This is a genomic window from Bradyrhizobium sp. WYCCWR 12699, assembly GCF_032144035.1.
Lineage (GTDB): Bacteria > Pseudomonadota > Alphaproteobacteria > Rhizobiales > Xanthobacteraceae > Bradyrhizobium.
This window is the reverse complement of record NZ_JAVTJN010000005.1, coordinates 308484-323686: the sequence shown is the minus strand read 5'-3', so window position 1 is coordinate 323686 and position 15203 is coordinate 308484. Positions and strand designations below refer to the sequence as shown.

Sequence of the window (15203 nt, the reverse complement as noted above, 5' to 3'; positions counted from 1 at the left end):
GATCCATCTGCCTCAGAAGGGTTCGTTCTTGAAGGCTGCGGTCGCCACCAGCAGCCGCTTGTTGCTGCAACCGATGTTATAGCCGAGGCCGGTGACGACGAGCGGCCACTGGTAGAACAGCCGCACCACGACGACCTGGCTGGCGCTGCCGGGATTGTATTGCACGCCGGCCGGATTGAAGGTGCAGGAATCGCCGTAATTGGTGAGGCTCAGCGTCGTGAAGGAACTGGTGCTCACCACGTCGACGTAGAGCTTATTGCAATCGAACAGCGCCGGGATCTGGCTGCAGACATAGGCTTTGAACGTGGTCTGATCGCACGCCGAAACCGTGTTGGGCACCGTCTGACAGGCCGCCACCGAGCCGCCCTGCGCTTGGGCCTGACCGGTCAGAATCGCACGTGCCGAAGCTTGGGTGACGGTCTCGAGCACCTGGCCTGCGAAGAACACCAGCGCCGTCTCGATGATGGCGAACAGCAGCCCGAAGAAGATCGGAGCAACCAGCGCGAACTCGACCGCCGCAGAGCCACGGCGGCTGCCGCGAAACCGGCATAGCGCCTTGCGGAGCGTGAATCTCGTAGACGGAAGCGATGGCATCGCGTCAAATTCCCCAGCAGCGGCGGTCCTCTGCTTCACTCAATAGCTAAAACTGATTGTTTAAGTGTTGCAGGCGATTCACGCTGCGCGAACCGCACGGCTAAGGATGCGTTAACCACGCGCGCCGGCGGCAGGAAAAACGGCGCGCGCAGCCGGACGTCGCCTTGCGTCCGGGAAGCGCCGAGGCGGATCAGGCGATCCACTCCGGCGCGAGCCGGTCAATCGGTCTGGCTAGTTGGATTTGGTGGCCGCACCGGCGTTGCCGCTGGCACTGCTGCTCAGCGAACCGGCCTGGTTCATCGTGTTGTTGAAGTAGGTGTCGCTGTCGCCGAGCGTCACCCGGCGTTGGCAAAGCGGCATGCAGCTGTAGGACTCGCGCTCGATCCCGCGATAGACGGTGACGAGCCGGTCGCTCGGGCCTTCGACCTGGATCTGGCGGTCGACCAGAATCTCGCCGCTCCGGTCGAGCGCGATGAAATTGGTGGCACCGTAGCCCTTGCCGGTCACGACGATCATTCCGCCGGGCTGCAGCGTGACATCGGCGATCAGGGGATTGCCGACCACGATGGTCGCCACCTTGCCGGGCAGCCGCACCAGCTTGGCCTGGTCGACATTGACGGCGATGGTGTCGGCGGTCGGTTCGGCAAGGCCGGCAGCCGGCGATGCCAGCACGGCGGCAGCAACCAGAAGACAGACCCGCGCCTGACGGCGCAGCAATTCTTTACGCATACTCTTACCCCCGGGACGTCACAAACCGGCAAAAGCGAACGGATAACAACGGAGCCGGTGCCCGACCCGGCTAACCTGCCCTTAATTCATGAACGTTCCGCAAACTCGCAGACGATTGTTCGACGGACCGGCATTTGCGCGGTCGCTATCTCCAGCCTAGCGGCGGAACGGATAGGCCAATTGGCCCGCGATCTCCTTCGGTATGGCCGCTTCGTCCTTGCCGTAGTCCTGCGGAAGCTGCCCCTCCGGCATGCGGAAGGTGCCGAACAGCACGTCCCAGACCGGGAACGTCCCGGCGAAATTCGTGTTGCCGCCCTCCGCGAGCGAGGTGTGGTGCCAACGGTGGAACACCGGGGTTGCCAGCAGATATTTGAACGGTCCGAAGGTCCAGTTCAGATTGGCGTGCACGAAGGCCGAATGGAAGGTGGTGAACGGGCCGACCCAGAGCATGATGTTCGGGGAGATGCCGGCCATCAGCAGAACGACGTCGACGCTGATCGTCCCGAGCATCAGATTAATGGGATGGAAGCGGGCCGCGGAAATCCACCCGATCTCCTCCGACGAATGGTGGATGGCGTGGTACTTCCAGAAACCGCCGTCGTGGAAAAGCCGGTGGATCCAGTACAGCATGAAATCAGACAGAACCAGGAACAGCAGGGCTTGCACCCACAGGGGGAGCTGCGCCAGCGGACCATGGCCGTTGTCGTAGAAGGCGATGAGCTCGTCGGCATCGTGGATGTTGAAGACGGCGCCGGCGCCGACGATCAGCAGTCCGATCCGCATGGTGCGGGCGAACACCGGAACGAAGAACCAGTAGCAGATGTCGGTGATGATCTCGCGCTTGCGCCACCACGGGGCGCCGGGATTGCACGCCCAGAAATGCTCGAGCACGGTGAAGACCGCCGCGAGCACGAAGGTGACGGGGACCACTTTCGCGATGGTCTCGCCGAGCATCAGGGCGACTTCCATGGGCAGGCTCGACATCGTCGCCTCTCTCCGCGAATTCCAATCCTCTTACGCCTACTCCGTGAAATTTAAGGGAGGATGAAGCGGCCGCTGCGCTGGCGATGCATCTGGAACCGGAGAGAATTGAAGCCCCGGCTTTAAGGCGAAATTCACTCTGGACCAAAGCATCTCGCCAGAAGCCGGTTTGCGCGATCGAATTAACTCTACCGAAAGAGCTCGGCTCTCATGTTCACCGCGTCATAGACAGCGCCGAACGAGGCGATCCCAACCGAATGGAGTTTTGTTCATGAAGAACTTGATTGCGCGTTTTGCGAAGGATGAGTCCGGCGCCACCGCCATCGAATACGGCCTGATCGCCGCCGGCATCGCGCTGGCCATCATCACCGTCGTCAACAGCCTCGGCACCACGCTGAACGCCAAGTTCACCGCGATCAGCACCTCGCTGAAGTAAGCGACAAGCGAACGACGGCAAAAGCCCCGGACCTCCGGGGCCTTTGTTTTTCTGAAGACGGCGAGTTCCAGTGGCGTTGCGCGAGTACAGAACCGATGCCGCAGTCGCGGCGAACGAGGCGGTGGCGGCGCAGGCCGGCTCGCCGGTCTATTGGGTCTGCCTTGCGCTGCTGCTCGCGACGGTCGCACTCGCCGCGCGCATTGCCAGCGTCTGGTAAGCACGCGTTCCGCGGTTTCGGCCCCGCGTGCCCCTCGCTGCCGTTGTCGGTTTGTTTAGCAACTCGTGGCTAGACTCCGGCGACGCCAGTTCCCGCGGCAAACCCAGGCCTCAAGACGCAGCCCATGATCCTCGACCTTGCGCGCCTTCTGCTCTTCCCTGCCCTGATGGCGTTCGCCGCCGCGAGCGATCTCTTCACGATGACGATCTCGAACCGCGTGTCGCTGGCGCTGGTCGCAGGCTTCTTCGCGCTCGCCCTCGCCGGTGGCATGGCACCTTACGAGATGCTCAGTCATGTCGGCGCCGGCGCGCTTCTCCTCGTCATTGCCTTTGCTTGCTTTGCAATGGGCTGGATGGGCGGCGGCGATGCCAAGGTCGCCGCCTCCGTCGCGCTGTGGTTTGGTTTCACGCCCCTGATGGATTTCCTGCTCTACGCCTCATTGTTCGGGGGCGCGCTGACGCTGCTGCTGCTCCAGTTCCGGCAATGGCCCCTGCCTTACGGCCTGGCGGGACAGGCCTGGCTTGCACGGCTGCACGACAAGCAAACCGGCATTCCTTACGGCATCGCGCTCACGCTTGGCGCGCTGATGGTCTACCCGGAGACCGAATGGGTGAAGGCGATCGACCTCGCCCACCTCGCACTGCGCTGAACGCGCCGGGTAAACCCGGCGTTAAGGCGATTTAGATACGCCTCATTAACCATGCTTTGACGAATAGCTGGTCAACTGCCGATTACGGCGGCGGCAGCGTCGCGGCGTCTTGTTGGAAAGTGAAGCGTATGAATAGGGCACGCATTGTCGTCCTGACGGTCGCCATCTGCGCCGGCGGTGTGGCCGCGTACCTGGCGAGCGGCTCGGACCAATCTGCGCCGCCTCCGGCGGCTCCGGTCGCACAGCTTCCAACCGTCGACGTTCTCGTGGCCAAGAACGACATCGGTCTCGGCCAGACCGTGAAGCCGGAAGACGTGCAATGGCAGACCTGGCCGGCCGCGACCGCCAGCGCCACCTTCATCCGCCGCAACGAGCGTCCAGAGGGCGCGACCCAGGTCACCGGTTCCATCGCCCGCGCCCCCTTCATTCAAGGTGAGCCGATCCGCGACCAGAAGCTGGTCAAGGCCGAAGGCTCCGGCTTCATGGCGGCAATCCTGCCCACCGGCATGCGGGCGATCTCGACCGAGATCTCGCCGGAAACCGGCGCGGGCGGCTTCATCCTGCCCAACGATCGCGTCGACGTCCTTCTGACGCGCCGGCTGAAGAACCCGGACCAGACCAGCGGCGCCCCCGACGTCGTCACCTCCGAGATCATCCTGGCCAATATCCGCGTCCTGGCCATCGACCAGGCGCCAAAGGAGAAGGACGGCCAGAACGCGGTGGTCGGCAAGACCGTCACCCTCGAGCTCAATCCCGCGCAGACCGCGACACTCTCCGCGGCCCGCCAGAGCGGCACGCTGTCGCTGGCGCTGCGCAGCATCGTCGACGTCAAGATGAGCGAAATCACGCTCGATGATTCCGCGCAGAAGCGGGACGGTATTTCGATCATTCGCTACGGCATTCCAAGTCAGACGGCGAAAGCACGATGAAGACAGTCGATATGAAGCACAGGGTGGATTTGACGACGATGCGAACCTCGGCGGTTCGCGCCCTGTCGTTTTCGGCCGCTTTCGCGCTGGCGCTCAACCCGGTGTTGAACCCCGTGGTCGCCGCCGATTACCGTCCCGTGGCCTCGGCCGCCGCGGATGGCCAGATGAACGCGCGCTTCCTCTCGCTCGGCGTCGGCAAATCCATCGTGATCGACCTGCCGCGCGACATCAAGGATGTGCTGGTCGCCGATCCCAAGATCGCCAACGCGGTGGTCCGCTCGGCGCAGCGCGCCTATATCATCGGTGCCACGGTCGGCCAGACCAATATCGTGTTCTTCGATTCCGCGGGGCAACAGATCGCGGCCTATGACATCGCGGTCAAGCGCGACCTCAACGGCGTGCGCGCCGCTCTGAAGCAGATCTTGCCCAATTCGGACATTCAAATCGACGGGCTCGGCGACGGCATTGTCCTGACCGGCACGGCGGCGAATCCGATGGAGGCGCAGCAGGCCAACGATCTCGCGGCGCGCCTGGCCGGCGGCGCCGACAAGGTCGTGAACTCGATCGTGGTGCGCGGCCGCGACCAGGTCATGCTCAAGGTGACGGTCGCGGAAGTCCAGCGCACCATCGTCAAGCAGCTCGGCATCGACCTGAGCGCCAGCCTCAACTACGGCACGTCGGTGGTGAGCTTCACCAACTCCAATCCGTTCACGGCTCTCGGCAAGAACCTCGTGGACGGCAACAATTTGACGACGAAGTTCGGCGGCGCGTCGTCGGTGCAGGCCACCCTGCGCGCGATGGAAACCGCGGGCGTGATCCGCACGCTGGCCGAACCGAACCTGACCGCAATCTCCGGTGAATCGGCAACGTTCATCGCCGGCGGTGAATTCCCGGTCCCGGCAGGCTATGCGTGCGACCCCACCACCCATGTCTGTACCACCCAGATCAGCTTCAAGAAGTTCGGCATCTCGCTCAACTTCACCCCCGTGGTGCTGAGCGAAGGCAAGATCAGCCTGCGCGTGATGACCGAGGTCTCGGAGCTCTCGAACGAAAACGCGATCACGCTGTCGCAGGCCGTCACCTCGACCTCGGTGAATTCGCTGACGGTGCCCTCGATCAGGACCCGCCGCGCGGAGACCTCGCTGGAAATTCCCTCCGGCGGCGCGATGGCGATGGCCGGCCTGATCCAGCAGCAGACCAAGCAGGCCATCAGCGGACTGCCGGGACTGATGCAGCTCCCGGTCCTCGGCACGCTGTTCCGCAGCCGCGACTTCGTCAACAACGCGACCGAGCTGGTCGTGATCGTGACCCCCTATGTCGTTCGCGCGGTGGCGCCAAAGGACCTGTCGCGACCGGATGACGGCTTCACCCCGCCTGCGGATCCTCAGGCCCAGCTGCTCGGCAACATCAACCGCATCTACGGCGTGCCCGGCCGGACCGAACCGGCCAAGAACTACCGCGGCACTTACGGCTTCATTACCGACTGATGCGAAACGGGGATTCACGATGATCACAAGACCACCCCAGCTTCGCAAACGCGCCATTCGCCTCGGCGGTGCGCTCGTCGGCATGGCGCTCGCGCTCGGCGGCTGCCAACACGACGAGGTCGTCACCGCTTCCATTCCGGACGACTACAAGCAGCGCCATCCGATCGCGATCGAGGAGCAAAACCGCTCGATCGTCGTCTTCGTCGGCCATGCCCGCGGCGGCTTGACCGCTGCCCAGCGCGCCGACGTGATGGGCGTCGCATCGGCTTGGTTGCACGAGGGCACAGGCGCCATCCGCATCGACGTGCCGTCCGGCACGCCCAATGCGCGTCCGGTCGCGGACTCAATGCGCGAAATCCAGGCGATGCTGGCCGGGGCAGGCGTTCCGCCGCGGGGCATCAATGTTCGCCCCTACCAGCCCGACGACAAGCGCTTCCTGCCGCCGATCCGCCTCACCTATTCCAAGGTCGCCGCGATCGCGGGCCCCTGTGGCCTGTGGCCCGACGACATCGGCCCTTCGATCAAGAACAAGACCTGGTTCGAGAACAAGGACTATTACAATTACGGCTGCGCCTACCAGCGCAACCTCGCCGCGATGGTCGACAATCCGTCGGATCTCGAGCAACCACGACCTGAAACGCCGTCCTACACGCCCCGGCGCATCACCGGCTTCGAGAAGTATCGCAAGGGAACGACGAGCGCGACCACCTATCCCGAGGCCGACAAGGCCAAACTCAGCGATACCGGCAAATGATCAGCTACGCTCGCCAGACACAAGAAGAGCAGCCGGACGCAGCGCCTCCGCCGGTCGAGGAGCATATTGCCCCAGCGCCCCGCGTCTCGGTCCAGGCCTTCTGCGAGACCGTGGAAACCGCTGCCGCGGTCCAGTCGGCCGGCGAGGATCGCCGTCTCGGCAAGGCCCACCTCAAGATCCAGATGGGCGGCATGGCGGCCGCGATCGAAGCCTACCGCTCGGCTCCCACCCCGAACGTGATCGTGCTCGAGAGCGACGGCCGCAACGACCTGCTGGGCGGGCTCGACCACCTCGCCACCGTCTGCGACGCCGGCACCCGCGTGGTCGTGATCGGCCGCATCAACGACGTCATGCTCTACCGCGAGCTGGTGCGCCGCGGCGTCAGCGACTATGTGCTCGCGCCGGTCGGCGCGATCGACGTCGTACGCTCGATCTGCAACCTGTTCTCGGCGCCGGAAGCCAAGGCGGTCGGCCGCATCATCGCCGTGGTCGGGGCCAAGGGCGGCGTCGGGGCGTCCACCATCTCCCACAACGTCGCCTGGGCGATCGCACGCGACCTCGCAATGGACGCCGTCGTCGCCGATCTCGACCTCGCCTTCGGCACCGCCGGGCTCGACTACAACCAGGATCCGCCGCAGGGCATTGCCGACGCCGTGTTCTCGCCCGACCGGGTCGACACCGCCTTCATCGACCGCCTGCTGTCGAAATGCACCGACCATCTCAGCCTGCTGGCGGCGCCGGCGACGCTCGACCGGGTCTATGATTTCGGCACCGACGCCTTCGACTCCGTGTTCGACACGCTGCGCTCCACCATGCCCTGCATCGTGCTCGACATCCCGCACCAATGGTCGGGCTGGACCAAGCGCGCCTTGATCGGAGCGGACGACATCCTGATCGTGGCCGCCCCTGACCTCGCCAATCTGCGCAATACCAAGAACCTGTTCGATCTGCTGAAGGCGGCGCGTCCCAACGACCGGCCGCCGCTCTACTGCCTGAACCAGGTCGGCGTGCCGAAAAGGCCCGAAATCGCCGCCGCGGAGTTCGCCAAGGCGATCGAGAGCCAGCCGATCGTGTCGATCCCGTTCGAGCCGCAGATCTTCGGCTCGGCGGCCAACAACGGCCAGATGATCGCGGAGATCTCCGCCAACCACAAGTCGATCGAGATGTTCCTTCAGATCGCCCAGCGCCTGACCGGCCGCAGCGAGACCAAGAAGCAAAAGTCTTCCCTGCTTTCACCCCTGATTGACAAGTTGCGGGGAAAATAGACCCCCGCGTGGAGTTGTTAAGTGTTCGGTAAGCGTAGCGGAACAGACACCGACCTTCGGGCGCCCAAGCCCGGCGCCGTGTCGCTCGAGCCTGCCCAGGCTCCGGCGCCGACGGTGTCGCGCGCCCCGCCTCCGCCGGCCGTCGCTTCGCCGCCGCTTGCCCCGGTCAAGGCGCCGCCGCCTCCCCCCATGGAGAGCCGGCGTTCGGACAATTATTACGAGGTCAAGGCGACCATCTTCGGCGCGCTGATCGAGGCGATCGACCTCGCGCAGCTCGCCAAGCTGGACTCGGAATCCGCGCGCGAGGAAATCCGCGACATCGTCAACGAGATCATCGCGATCAAGAACATCGTGATGTCGATCGCCGAGCAGGAAGAGCTGCTCGACGACATCTGCAACGACGTTCTGGGTTACGGTCCGCTGGAGCCGCTGCTGTCGCGCGACGATATCGCCGACATCATGGTCAATGGCGCCAACACCGTCTACATCGAGGTCGCCGGCAAGATCCAGCGCACCGGCATTCGCTTCCGCGACAACCAGCAGCTCCTCAACATCTGTCAACGCATCGTCAGCCAGGTCGGCCGGCGCGTCGACGAATCCTCGCCGATCTGCGACGCGCGCCTCGCCGACGGCTCGCGCGTCAACGCCATCGTGCCGCCGCTGTCGATCGACGGCCCGACACTCACCATCCGCAAGTTCAAGAAGGACAAGCTGACGCTCGATCAGCTGGTCAAGTTCGGCGCGATCTCGCCGGAAGGCGCGGAGATTCTCCAGATCATCGGCCGCGTCCGCTGCAACGTGCTGATCTCCGGCGGCACCGGCTCCGGAAAGACCACGCTGCTGAACTGTCTGACGAATTACATCGAGCACGACGAGCGCGTCATCACCTGCGAGGACGCCGCCGAGCTCCAGCTCCAGCAGCCCCATGTGGTGCGGCTGGAAACCCGTCCGCCCAATATCGAGGGCGAGGGTCAGGTCACCATGCGCGAACTGGTACGCAACTGCCTGCGTATGCGGCCCGAACGCATCATCGTCGGCGAAGTCCGCGGACCCGAGGCGTTCGACCTGCTGCAGGCCATGAACACCGGCCATGACGGCTCGATGGGCACGCTGCACGCCAACAACCCGCGCGAAGCCCTGTCGCGCTGCGAATCCATGATCACGATGGGGGGCTTCTCGCTTCCCTCGCGGACCATCCGCGAGATGATCTGCGCCTCGATCGACGTCATCGTCCAGGCCGCGCGCTTGCGCGACGGCTCGCGCCGCATCACCCACATCACCGAGGTGATGGGAATGGAAGGCGACACCATCATCACCCAGGACATCTTCCTCTACGACATGATCGGCGAGGACGCCAACGGCAAGATCATCGGCCGCCACCGCTCGACCGGTATCGGCCGCCCGAGGTTCTGGGAACGCGCCCGCTATTACGGCGAGGAGAAGCGCCTTGCCGCCGCGCTCGACGCCGCGGAAGTGGCGCCGACGACGTGAGCAGGTCAGCGCCATGAACATACAGGTTCTCGCCCTCGCATTTCTTGCCACCGCAGCGGTCGGCGGCATCGCATGGGTCTTCCTCTATCCGCTGCTCTCCGGGGAACGGAAGGCGGAAGGCCGGCGTGCCTCGATCGCCCGCGCAGACGCGCCCGCGGCCAAGCAGAGCGAAAAGAGCCAGCGATCGCGCCGCGAGCAGGTCGAGACGTCTCTGAAGGATCTCGAGGCACGGCGGCAGCAGGAAAAGAGCGTTCCGCTCAATATCCGCTTGTCCCAGGCCGGCCTGGATTGGACGCCGCAGAAATTCTGGATCGTGTCCGCCGTGTTGGCGGGCGTGCTGTTCGCAGGAGCCCTGTTCGTCGGGGGTGGCCTGCTCGGCGCCGCCGGCCTGGCCTTTGCCGGAGGTTTGGGCCTGCCGCGCTGGGCCCTCGGCTTCCTGAAGAAGCGCCGGGAAAACCAATTCCTGAAGGCACTCCCCGACGCGGTCGACGTCATCGTCCGCGGCATCAAGGCAGGCCTGCCGCTGTTCGAATCGATCAAGGTCGTCGCTGCGGATGCACCAGAGCCGCTGCGCAGCGAGTTCCTCGCCATCATCGAAACGCAGGCGATCGGCATGCCCTTGGGCGAGGCTTGCTCTCGGCTCTATGAGCGCATGCCGCTGCCCGAAGCCAACTTCTTCGGCATCGTCATCTCGATCCAGCAGAAATCGGGCGGCAATCTCTCGGAGGCACTGGGCAACCTCTCCAAGGTGCTGCGCGACCGCAAGAAGATGAAAGAGAAGATCCAGGCGATGTCGATGGAAGCCAAGGCCTCGGCCGGCATCATCGGTTCGTTGCCGCCGATCGTGATGTTCCTCGTCTACCTCACGACGCCGCACTACATCTCGCTGCTTTGGACTCATCCTACCGGCCAGCTGATGCTGGTCGGCTGCGTCGTCTGGATGTCGATCGGCATCATGGTGATGAAAAAGATGATCAATTTCGACTTTTGACGGTGCCGTATGGTCGAGTTCCTCGTTTCGAAACTGCATGACGTCCGCTTCATGACCATGTTGCTGGCGGCCATTGCCGCCAGCGCCACCGTCTATACGCTGGTGATGCCGCTGTTCGCCGGCGAGGGACTCTCCAAGCGCATGAAGGCGGTCGCGAGTGAGCGTGAGCGCATCCGGCAGCGCGAGCGTGAGCGCCTTCACAAGAACGAAAAGGTCTCGCTGCGCCAGACGCCGAAGCAGCTCGTCTCGAAGGTCGTGGAAGACTTCAACCTCACCAAATGGCTCGCGCAAGAGGCGGCGCGGGACAAGCTCATCATGGCCGGCTACCGCGGCCAGGCGCCCTACATCACCTTCCTGTTTGCCCGCATGGTCGCCCCGATCGTGCTCTTCGTCGGCTCGGTCATCTACGTCTTCGTGATCGCGCACATGGATAAGCCGATGCCGATCAAGATCGGCATCTGCGTCGGCGCGGCCTATCTCGGCCTCCAGGCGCCGATGCTGTTCCTCAGGAATGCGATCTCCAAGCGCCAGCTCTCGATCAAGCGCGCCTTTCCCGATGCACTCGACCTGCTGCTGATCTGTATCGAATCCGGCATGTCGGTCGAAATGGCGTTCCGTAGGGTCGCCGTCGAGATCGTGGGACAGTCGATCGCGCTGTCGGAAGAGTTCACGCTGACCACGGCCGAGCTGTCCTACCTGCAGGATCGCAAGGTTGCCTATGAGAATTTGGCGCGGCGCACCGGGCTCGAGGGCGTTAAGTCGGTCTGTCTCGCGCTTCAGCAGGCGGAACGCTACGGCACGCCCCTGGGTCAATCCTTGCGTGTCATGGCACAGGAAAACCGCGACATGCGCATGAACGAGGCCGAGAAGAAGGCCGCCGCGCTGCCGCCGAAGCTGACGGTGCCGATGATCCTGTTCTTCCTGCCAGTGCTGTTCGTGGTCATTCTCGGACCGACCGGCATCAAGATCACCGAGATGCAGTGAGACGCGCCACTGACCGCAGGCGGTCCGTGAGACGATCTCGGCAGTTGAAGATCGGATCAGATCAGTCGGGCTGGCTGAGCGAGGCGACCGGGGTTCGCTTCGGCGCGCCGCGATGGCCGTCGCTGCGGCTCAGCATTTCCTTGAGATAGGTGACGTTGGCCGCGGCCTGGTCCGGCGGCAGATCCGCCTTCACGATGGTTTCGGCCTCGGCGAAGCGGCCCTGGAGACCGACGACGAGGCCGAGATTCTGGCGCACGCGGCTGCTGGCGCGCGGCGAGGCGTAGGCCTGCCGCAACACCTCTTCGGCCTTGGGCAGATCCTTCGACAGCATGTAGGACAGGCCGAGATTGGAAAGCACGCCCGGATCACCCGGCGCGATCTTGAGCGCGCTCGCATAATAGGAGCGCGCCTCTTCGTGACGGCCCATCTGGTCCAGCACGGTGCCCTGCACCGAGAGCAGGCGCCAGTCCGGATTGTCGGGCGAATGCGCTTTCGACAGCACGTCGTAAGCCTGCTGGAAATTGCCGTTGTCGGCGAGCGCGCGGCCGTATAGCGCGAGCAGCGCCTTGTTGCCGGGATTGGCGATGGTCGCCTGCTCGAGCACGGCGGCGGCCTGGGCGCGTTGACCGTTGGCACGCAAGGCCTGGCCATAGGCCAGCGCCGCTTCGGAGTCCTTGGGATTGGCGCGGTAGCGCTCGCCATAGACCTCGACGGCGCGCGCGGGATCGGTCGGAGCCGCCTCTGCCCGTGGTCCGCCGATCGAGCCCGTCACATCGGAGAGTTTCGACATGCCCGTGCAGCCGCCGAGGCCCATGGCCACCGCCGCGACCAGCGAAGTGGACGCAAGAAGCCGGGCAAGACTGAACCGTTGACGCATGACGCCTTGACTCTCGAGCCGATTGATCGAGCCGAACGCGCCAGCAATAGGCTGTTAACCCTAACGGCCGGTTAACGCCCCTTCCGGCCCCCGCGCTCGCGGCGGCGTCTACGGCCGGGCTTCATTGCCGAGGCCGAGATCGAGACCGATCGCCGTCGCCTGCCGTTCAGATCCCGCAGCAATTGCCGTCTCAATATTCGATGGCAAGGCGCTTGCGGATTTCGTCGATGCGCTTGTCGAGCGCATCGAACCGCGCGTGGACGGAGCGGTCGTGAAGATAGAAGACGTAGCCGCCGGCAAGGAGCGCGAAGATCCAGTGGTGGTGCTCGACATAGCCAAAAATCGCCTCGATGGCATGGCCGACAAATGTGACCACGCTCCACACAAATTCCATTGCATTTCCTCCCGGCGCGCGTGTCGTCGGTCGCCGGATCTCCATTCCTGGCGGCCATTGCCGGAACCTAGCATGGCCCCCTTGCCGCGAGTAGCGGCTCGCCAGACGGTGACTGCAAAGCCGATTGCAGCCACGGCGAAACTCTGCGAAGTCTCGTCCGTTCGCACGACCCGTTTGATCCGACGATCCGGACCCGCCAATGCCTTCTGTCTTCGAGACGTCGCCCACCGCCATCCCGATCATTTTCGTCACGAAATCGAGCTGGGATCAGGTCGCCGAGACGTTGCCGCCGGCGCAGCGCCAGTTCGCCACCGCGAGCGCCTTTACCGCCAAGCCGGGCGGCTATCTCGCGCTGCCCACGTCCGACGGCACGATCGCGCAAGTGCTGTTCGGCCTCGAGGACGATTCGGCAAGATCGCGTGACCTGTTCCGGCCCGGCGCCCTGCCCGGCCTGCTGCCGCCCGGCATTTATCGCTTCGCCAATGCAGCACACGATACGCGGCTGGCCGCGCTCGCTTTTGCGCTGGGGTGCTACCGCTTCGCGCGCTACCGCAAGGCTGACAGGCCCGACGTCCGGCTGGTGCCGCCCCAAGGTGTCGATGCGACTGAAATCGACCGGATGGCGGACGCGGCAATGCTGGCGCGCGACCTCATCAACACGCCGTCCAACGACATGGGGCCCGAGGAACTGGCCGCCGCCGCGCTGGACCTCGCCGCGGAATTCGGCGCGAGCTTCGGCTGCACCATCGGCGACGAGTTGGAGAAGCACTTCCCCCTGATCCACGCCGTCGGCATGGCATCGAGCCGCGCGCCGCGGCTGATCGACATCGGCTGGGGCGATCCTGCTCATCCCAAGGTGACGCTGGTCGGCAAGGGCGTCTGCTTCGACACCGGCGGGCTCGATCTGAAGCCGTCGAGCGGCATGCTGATCATGAAGAAGGACATGGGCGGCGCCGCCAACGTGCTGGCGCTGGCGCGCATGGTGATGGATGCGAAGCTGAAGGTGCGGCTGCGCGTGCTGATTCCGGCGGTCGAGAACGCGGTCGCCGGCAATGCCTTCCGTCCGCTCGATATCTTCACCTCGCGCAAGGGCATCACCGTCGAGATCGGCAACACCGACGCGGAAGGCCGCCTGGTGCTCGCCGACGCGCTGGCGCTGGCCGACGAGGAGAAGCCCGACCTGCTGATTGATTTGGGCACGCTGACCGGCGCGGCGCGTGTCGCGCTGGGACCGGATCTGCCGCCCTTTTACACCAATGACGAGACCCTTGCCGCCGACCTTTCGCGCTGCGCGGTGAGGGAGAACGATCCGTTGTGGCGCATGCCGCTGTGGGCGCCTTACGATAATTGGCTGGACTCCAAGACGGCCACCATCACCAACGCGCCATCGGGCGGCTTTGCCGGCTCGATCACCTGCGCACTGTTCCTGCAGCGCTTCGTCGAGCGTGCCGACAGCTGGCTGCATGTCGACATCTATGGCTGGACACCGTCGGCGAAGCCCGCGCGTCCCGAAGGCGGCGAGTGCCAGGCCGCACGCGCCATCTACACTTTGCTGAGCGAGCGCTATGCATGATCCACAATACGATCCGCGGCTGACGCCGGCCCGGGGCGACCTCGCCGCGAAATATCTGGAAGGCAAGGTGGCGGCGGATCGCTTCGTCACCGGCGAGGAATGCGAGGTGGTCGAACCGGTCGCGCCGGTGCGCGAGCAGCCGTCGTCGAACGCGATGCTGATGACGGAGGCCCTGCGCGGCGAACGCGTCACCATCTACGACCGCAACGGCGAGGGCTGGGCCTGGGGCCAGCTCAATGACGACGGCTATGTCGGCTGGCTGCCGGACGCGGCGCTGGCGAAGCCCACGGCCGACCCGACCCACAAGGTCAGCGCCCTCAGGACGTTTGCCTTCCCCGGCCCCTCGATCAAGCTGCCGCCGGCCGACACGCTGGCCATGGGATCCAGGCTCGTCGTGGCGCGCGAGGATGGCAGCTTCGCCGTGACGCGCGACGGCAAATATCTGCCGAAGACGCATATTGCTCCGCTCGATCATCGCGAACCGGACTTCGTCGCGGTCGCCGATCGCTTCGTCGGCACGCCCTATCTCTGGGGCGGCAAGAGCAGTCTTGGCATCGATTGCTCCGGCCTCGTCCAGGTCTCGCTGACAGCAGCGGGGATCGGCTGCCCGCGCGACAGCGACATGCAACTGGCCGGTCTCGGCCGCGCACTTGAGCCGCATGAGCGAAGCCGCTTGCAGCGCGGCGATCTGATCTTCTGGAAGGGCCACGTCGCGATCGTCCGCGACGGCAGCACGATGGTTCATGCCAACGCGCATCACATGGCGACAATGATCGAGCCGATCGAGCCGGCCATTGCGCGGATCAGGCAGGCCGGCAGCGAGGTCGTCGCGATCAAGCGGCTCTGACGGGG

Annotated in this window: 17 protein-coding genes; 12 read left to right on the top strand and 5 right to left on the bottom strand. The window is 64.8% G+C overall.

The window, feature by feature from the left end:
• Nucleotides 1-12: 12 nt before the first annotated feature.
• The 3 genes from RPS27_RS06210 to RPS27_RS06200 form a co-directional block, all read right to left on the bottom strand.
• Complete coding sequence (locus tag RPS27_RS06210) at nucleotides 13-594, bottom strand: TadE/TadG family type IV pilus assembly protein (RefSeq protein WP_212067871.1); 582 nt, start codon at nucleotides 592-594, stop codon at nucleotides 13-15.
• Between the two features lie 231 nt (nucleotides 595-825).
• Nucleotides 826-1323, bottom strand: coding sequence for a pilus assembly protein N-terminal domain-containing protein (locus RPS27_RS06205; protein WP_212067870.1), 498 nt, complete (start codon nucleotides 1321-1323; stop codon nucleotides 826-828).
• Between the two features lie 156 nt (nucleotides 1324-1479).
• The gene (locus RPS27_RS06200) at nucleotides 1480-2307 is read right to left on the bottom strand and encodes a sterol desaturase family protein (RefSeq protein ID WP_194404466.1); all 828 of its coding nucleotides are present in this window, start codon (nucleotides 2305-2307) and stop codon (nucleotides 1480-1482) included.
• 268 nt (nucleotides 2308-2575) lie between these two features.
• On the opposite strand from RPS27_RS06200, the gene RPS27_RS06195 reads away from it, so the two are divergent.
• The 10 genes from RPS27_RS06195 to RPS27_RS06150 all read left to right on the top strand — a co-directional run bounded on the left by RPS27_RS06195 (nucleotide 2576) and on the right by RPS27_RS06150 (nucleotide 11507).
• Nucleotides 2576-2740, top strand: coding sequence for a Flp family type IVb pilin (locus tag RPS27_RS06195; protein ID WP_194404467.1), 165 nt, complete (start codon nucleotides 2576-2578; stop codon nucleotides 2738-2740).
• Between the two features lie 76 nt (nucleotides 2741-2816).
• Nucleotides 2817-2957 (top strand): hypothetical protein, encoded by a 141-nt coding sequence (locus tag RPS27_RS06190; RefSeq protein ID WP_313753940.1) that lies wholly within the window; start codon nucleotides 2817-2819, stop codon nucleotides 2955-2957.
• 124 nt (nucleotides 2958-3081) lie between these two features.
• Nucleotides 3082-3606 carry a prepilin peptidase gene (locus RPS27_RS06185; protein WP_194404469.1) on the top strand — a complete coding sequence of 175 codons (525 nt, stop codon included), beginning with the start codon at nucleotides 3082-3084 and terminating at the stop codon, nucleotides 3604-3606.
• A gap of 128 nt (nucleotides 3607-3734) precedes the next feature.
• The gene (gene cpaB, locus RPS27_RS06180; RefSeq protein ID WP_211415863.1) at nucleotides 3735-4535 is read left to right on the top strand and encodes a Flp pilus assembly protein CpaB; all 801 of its coding nucleotides are present in this window, start codon (nucleotides 3735-3737) and stop codon (nucleotides 4533-4535) included.
• 11 nt (nucleotides 4536-4546) lie between these two features.
• Nucleotides 4547-6022 carry a type II and III secretion system protein family protein gene (locus RPS27_RS06175; RefSeq protein ID WP_194408458.1) on the top strand — a complete coding sequence of 492 codons (1476 nt, stop codon included), beginning with the start codon at nucleotides 4547-4549 and terminating at the stop codon, nucleotides 6020-6022.
• A gap of 19 nt (nucleotides 6023-6041) precedes the next feature.
• Nucleotides 6042-6776, top strand: coding sequence for a CpaD family pilus assembly protein (locus tag RPS27_RS06170; RefSeq protein ID WP_194404471.1), 735 nt, complete (start codon nucleotides 6042-6044; stop codon nucleotides 6774-6776).
• Nucleotides 6773-8041 (top strand): CpaE family protein, encoded by a 1269-nt coding sequence (locus RPS27_RS06165; protein WP_212067868.1) that lies wholly within the window; start codon nucleotides 6773-6775, stop codon nucleotides 8039-8041. The genes RPS27_RS06170 and RPS27_RS06165 overlap by 4 nt, the downstream gene beginning before the upstream one ends.
• Before the next feature lie 21 nt (nucleotides 8042-8062).
• Entirely contained in the window at nucleotides 8063-9532 is a 1470-nt protein-coding gene (locus tag RPS27_RS06160; RefSeq protein ID WP_194404473.1) for a CpaF family protein, read from the top strand.
• A gap of 13 nt (nucleotides 9533-9545) precedes the next feature.
• Nucleotides 9546-10523: a type II secretion system F family protein gene (locus RPS27_RS06155; RefSeq protein ID WP_194404474.1), complete on the top strand. Its 978-nt coding sequence runs from the start codon at nucleotides 9546-9548 to the stop codon at nucleotides 10521-10523.
• Between the two features lie 9 nt (nucleotides 10524-10532).
• Nucleotides 10533-11507 carry a type II secretion system F family protein gene (locus RPS27_RS06150; RefSeq protein WP_211415861.1) on the top strand — a complete coding sequence of 325 codons (975 nt, stop codon included), beginning with the start codon at nucleotides 10533-10535 and terminating at the stop codon, nucleotides 11505-11507.
• 61 nt (nucleotides 11508-11568) lie between these two features.
• Here RPS27_RS06150 and RPS27_RS06145 read toward each other — a convergent pair whose 3' ends face one another.
• Nucleotides 11569-12384: a tetratricopeptide repeat protein gene (locus RPS27_RS06145; RefSeq protein ID WP_211415860.1), complete on the bottom strand. Its 816-nt coding sequence runs from the start codon at nucleotides 12382-12384 to the stop codon at nucleotides 11569-11571.
• Nucleotides 12385-12574: 190 nt separating this feature from the next.
• Nucleotides 12575-12778: a hypothetical protein gene (locus RPS27_RS06140; RefSeq protein ID WP_211415859.1), complete on the bottom strand. Its 204-nt coding sequence runs from the start codon at nucleotides 12776-12778 to the stop codon at nucleotides 12575-12577.
• Between the two features lie 199 nt (nucleotides 12779-12977).
• Here RPS27_RS06140 and RPS27_RS06135 point away from each other — a divergent pair, with 199 nt between their 5' ends.
• Nucleotides 12978-14351, top strand: coding sequence for a leucyl aminopeptidase family protein (locus RPS27_RS06135; RefSeq protein ID WP_212067867.1), 1374 nt, complete (start codon nucleotides 12978-12980; stop codon nucleotides 14349-14351).
• The gene (locus tag RPS27_RS06130; RefSeq protein ID WP_212067866.1) at nucleotides 14344-15198 is read left to right on the top strand and encodes a C40 family peptidase; all 855 of its coding nucleotides are present in this window, start codon (nucleotides 14344-14346) and stop codon (nucleotides 15196-15198) included. Before RPS27_RS06135 ends, RPS27_RS06130 begins: the two co-directional genes overlap by 8 nt.
• Nucleotides 15199-15203: the final 5 nt, after the last annotated feature.

What these genes read in the sequence shown, in the direction of transcription:
- RPS27_RS06210 (WP_212067871.1), bottom strand. Translation starts at nt 594, where the DNA reads ATGCCATCGCTTCCGTCTACGAGATTCACGCTCCGCAAGGCGCTATGC.
- RPS27_RS06205 (WP_212067870.1), bottom strand. Translation starts at nt 1,323, where the DNA reads ATGCGTAAAGAATTGCTGCGCCGTCAGGCGCGGGTCTGTCTTCTGGTT.
- RPS27_RS06200 (WP_194404466.1), bottom strand. Translation starts at nt 2,307, where the DNA reads ATGTCGAGCCTGCCCATGGAAGTCGCCCTGATGCTCGGCGAGACCATC.
- RPS27_RS06195 (WP_194404467.1), top strand. Translation starts at nt 2,576, where the DNA reads ATGAAGAACTTGATTGCGCGTTTTGCGAAGGATGAGTCCGGCGCCACC.
- RPS27_RS06185 (WP_194404469.1), top strand. Translation starts at nt 3,082, where the DNA reads ATGATCCTCGACCTTGCGCGCCTTCTGCTCTTCCCTGCCCTGATGGCG.
- cpaB (WP_211415863.1), top strand. Translation starts at nt 3,735, where the DNA reads ATGAATAGGGCACGCATTGTCGTCCTGACGGTCGCCATCTGCGCCGGC.
- RPS27_RS06175 (WP_194408458.1), top strand. Translation starts at nt 4,547, where the DNA reads ATGAAGCACAGGGTGGATTTGACGACGATGCGAACCTCGGCGGTTCGC.
- RPS27_RS06170 (WP_194404471.1), top strand. Translation starts at nt 6,042, where the DNA reads ATGATCACAAGACCACCCCAGCTTCGCAAACGCGCCATTCGCCTCGGC.
- RPS27_RS06165 (WP_212067868.1), top strand. Translation starts at nt 6,773, where the DNA reads ATGATCAGCTACGCTCGCCAGACACAAGAAGAGCAGCCGGACGCAGCG.
- RPS27_RS06155 (WP_194404474.1), top strand. Translation starts at nt 9,546, where the DNA reads ATGAACATACAGGTTCTCGCCCTCGCATTTCTTGCCACCGCAGCGGTC.
- RPS27_RS06150 (WP_211415861.1), top strand. Translation starts at nt 10,533, where the DNA reads ATGGTCGAGTTCCTCGTTTCGAAACTGCATGACGTCCGCTTCATGACC.
- RPS27_RS06145 (WP_211415860.1), bottom strand. Translation starts at nt 12,384, where the DNA reads ATGCGTCAACGGTTCAGTCTTGCCCGGCTTCTTGCGTCCACTTCGCTG.
- RPS27_RS06140 (WP_211415859.1), bottom strand. Translation starts at nt 12,778, where the DNA reads ATGGAATTTGTGTGGAGCGTGGTCACATTTGTCGGCCATGCCATCGAG.
- RPS27_RS06135 (WP_212067867.1), top strand. Translation starts at nt 12,978, where the DNA reads ATGCCTTCTGTCTTCGAGACGTCGCCCACCGCCATCCCGATCATTTTC.
- RPS27_RS06130 (WP_212067866.1), top strand. Translation starts at nt 14,344, where the DNA reads ATGCATGATCCACAATACGATCCGCGGCTGACGCCGGCCCGGGGCGAC.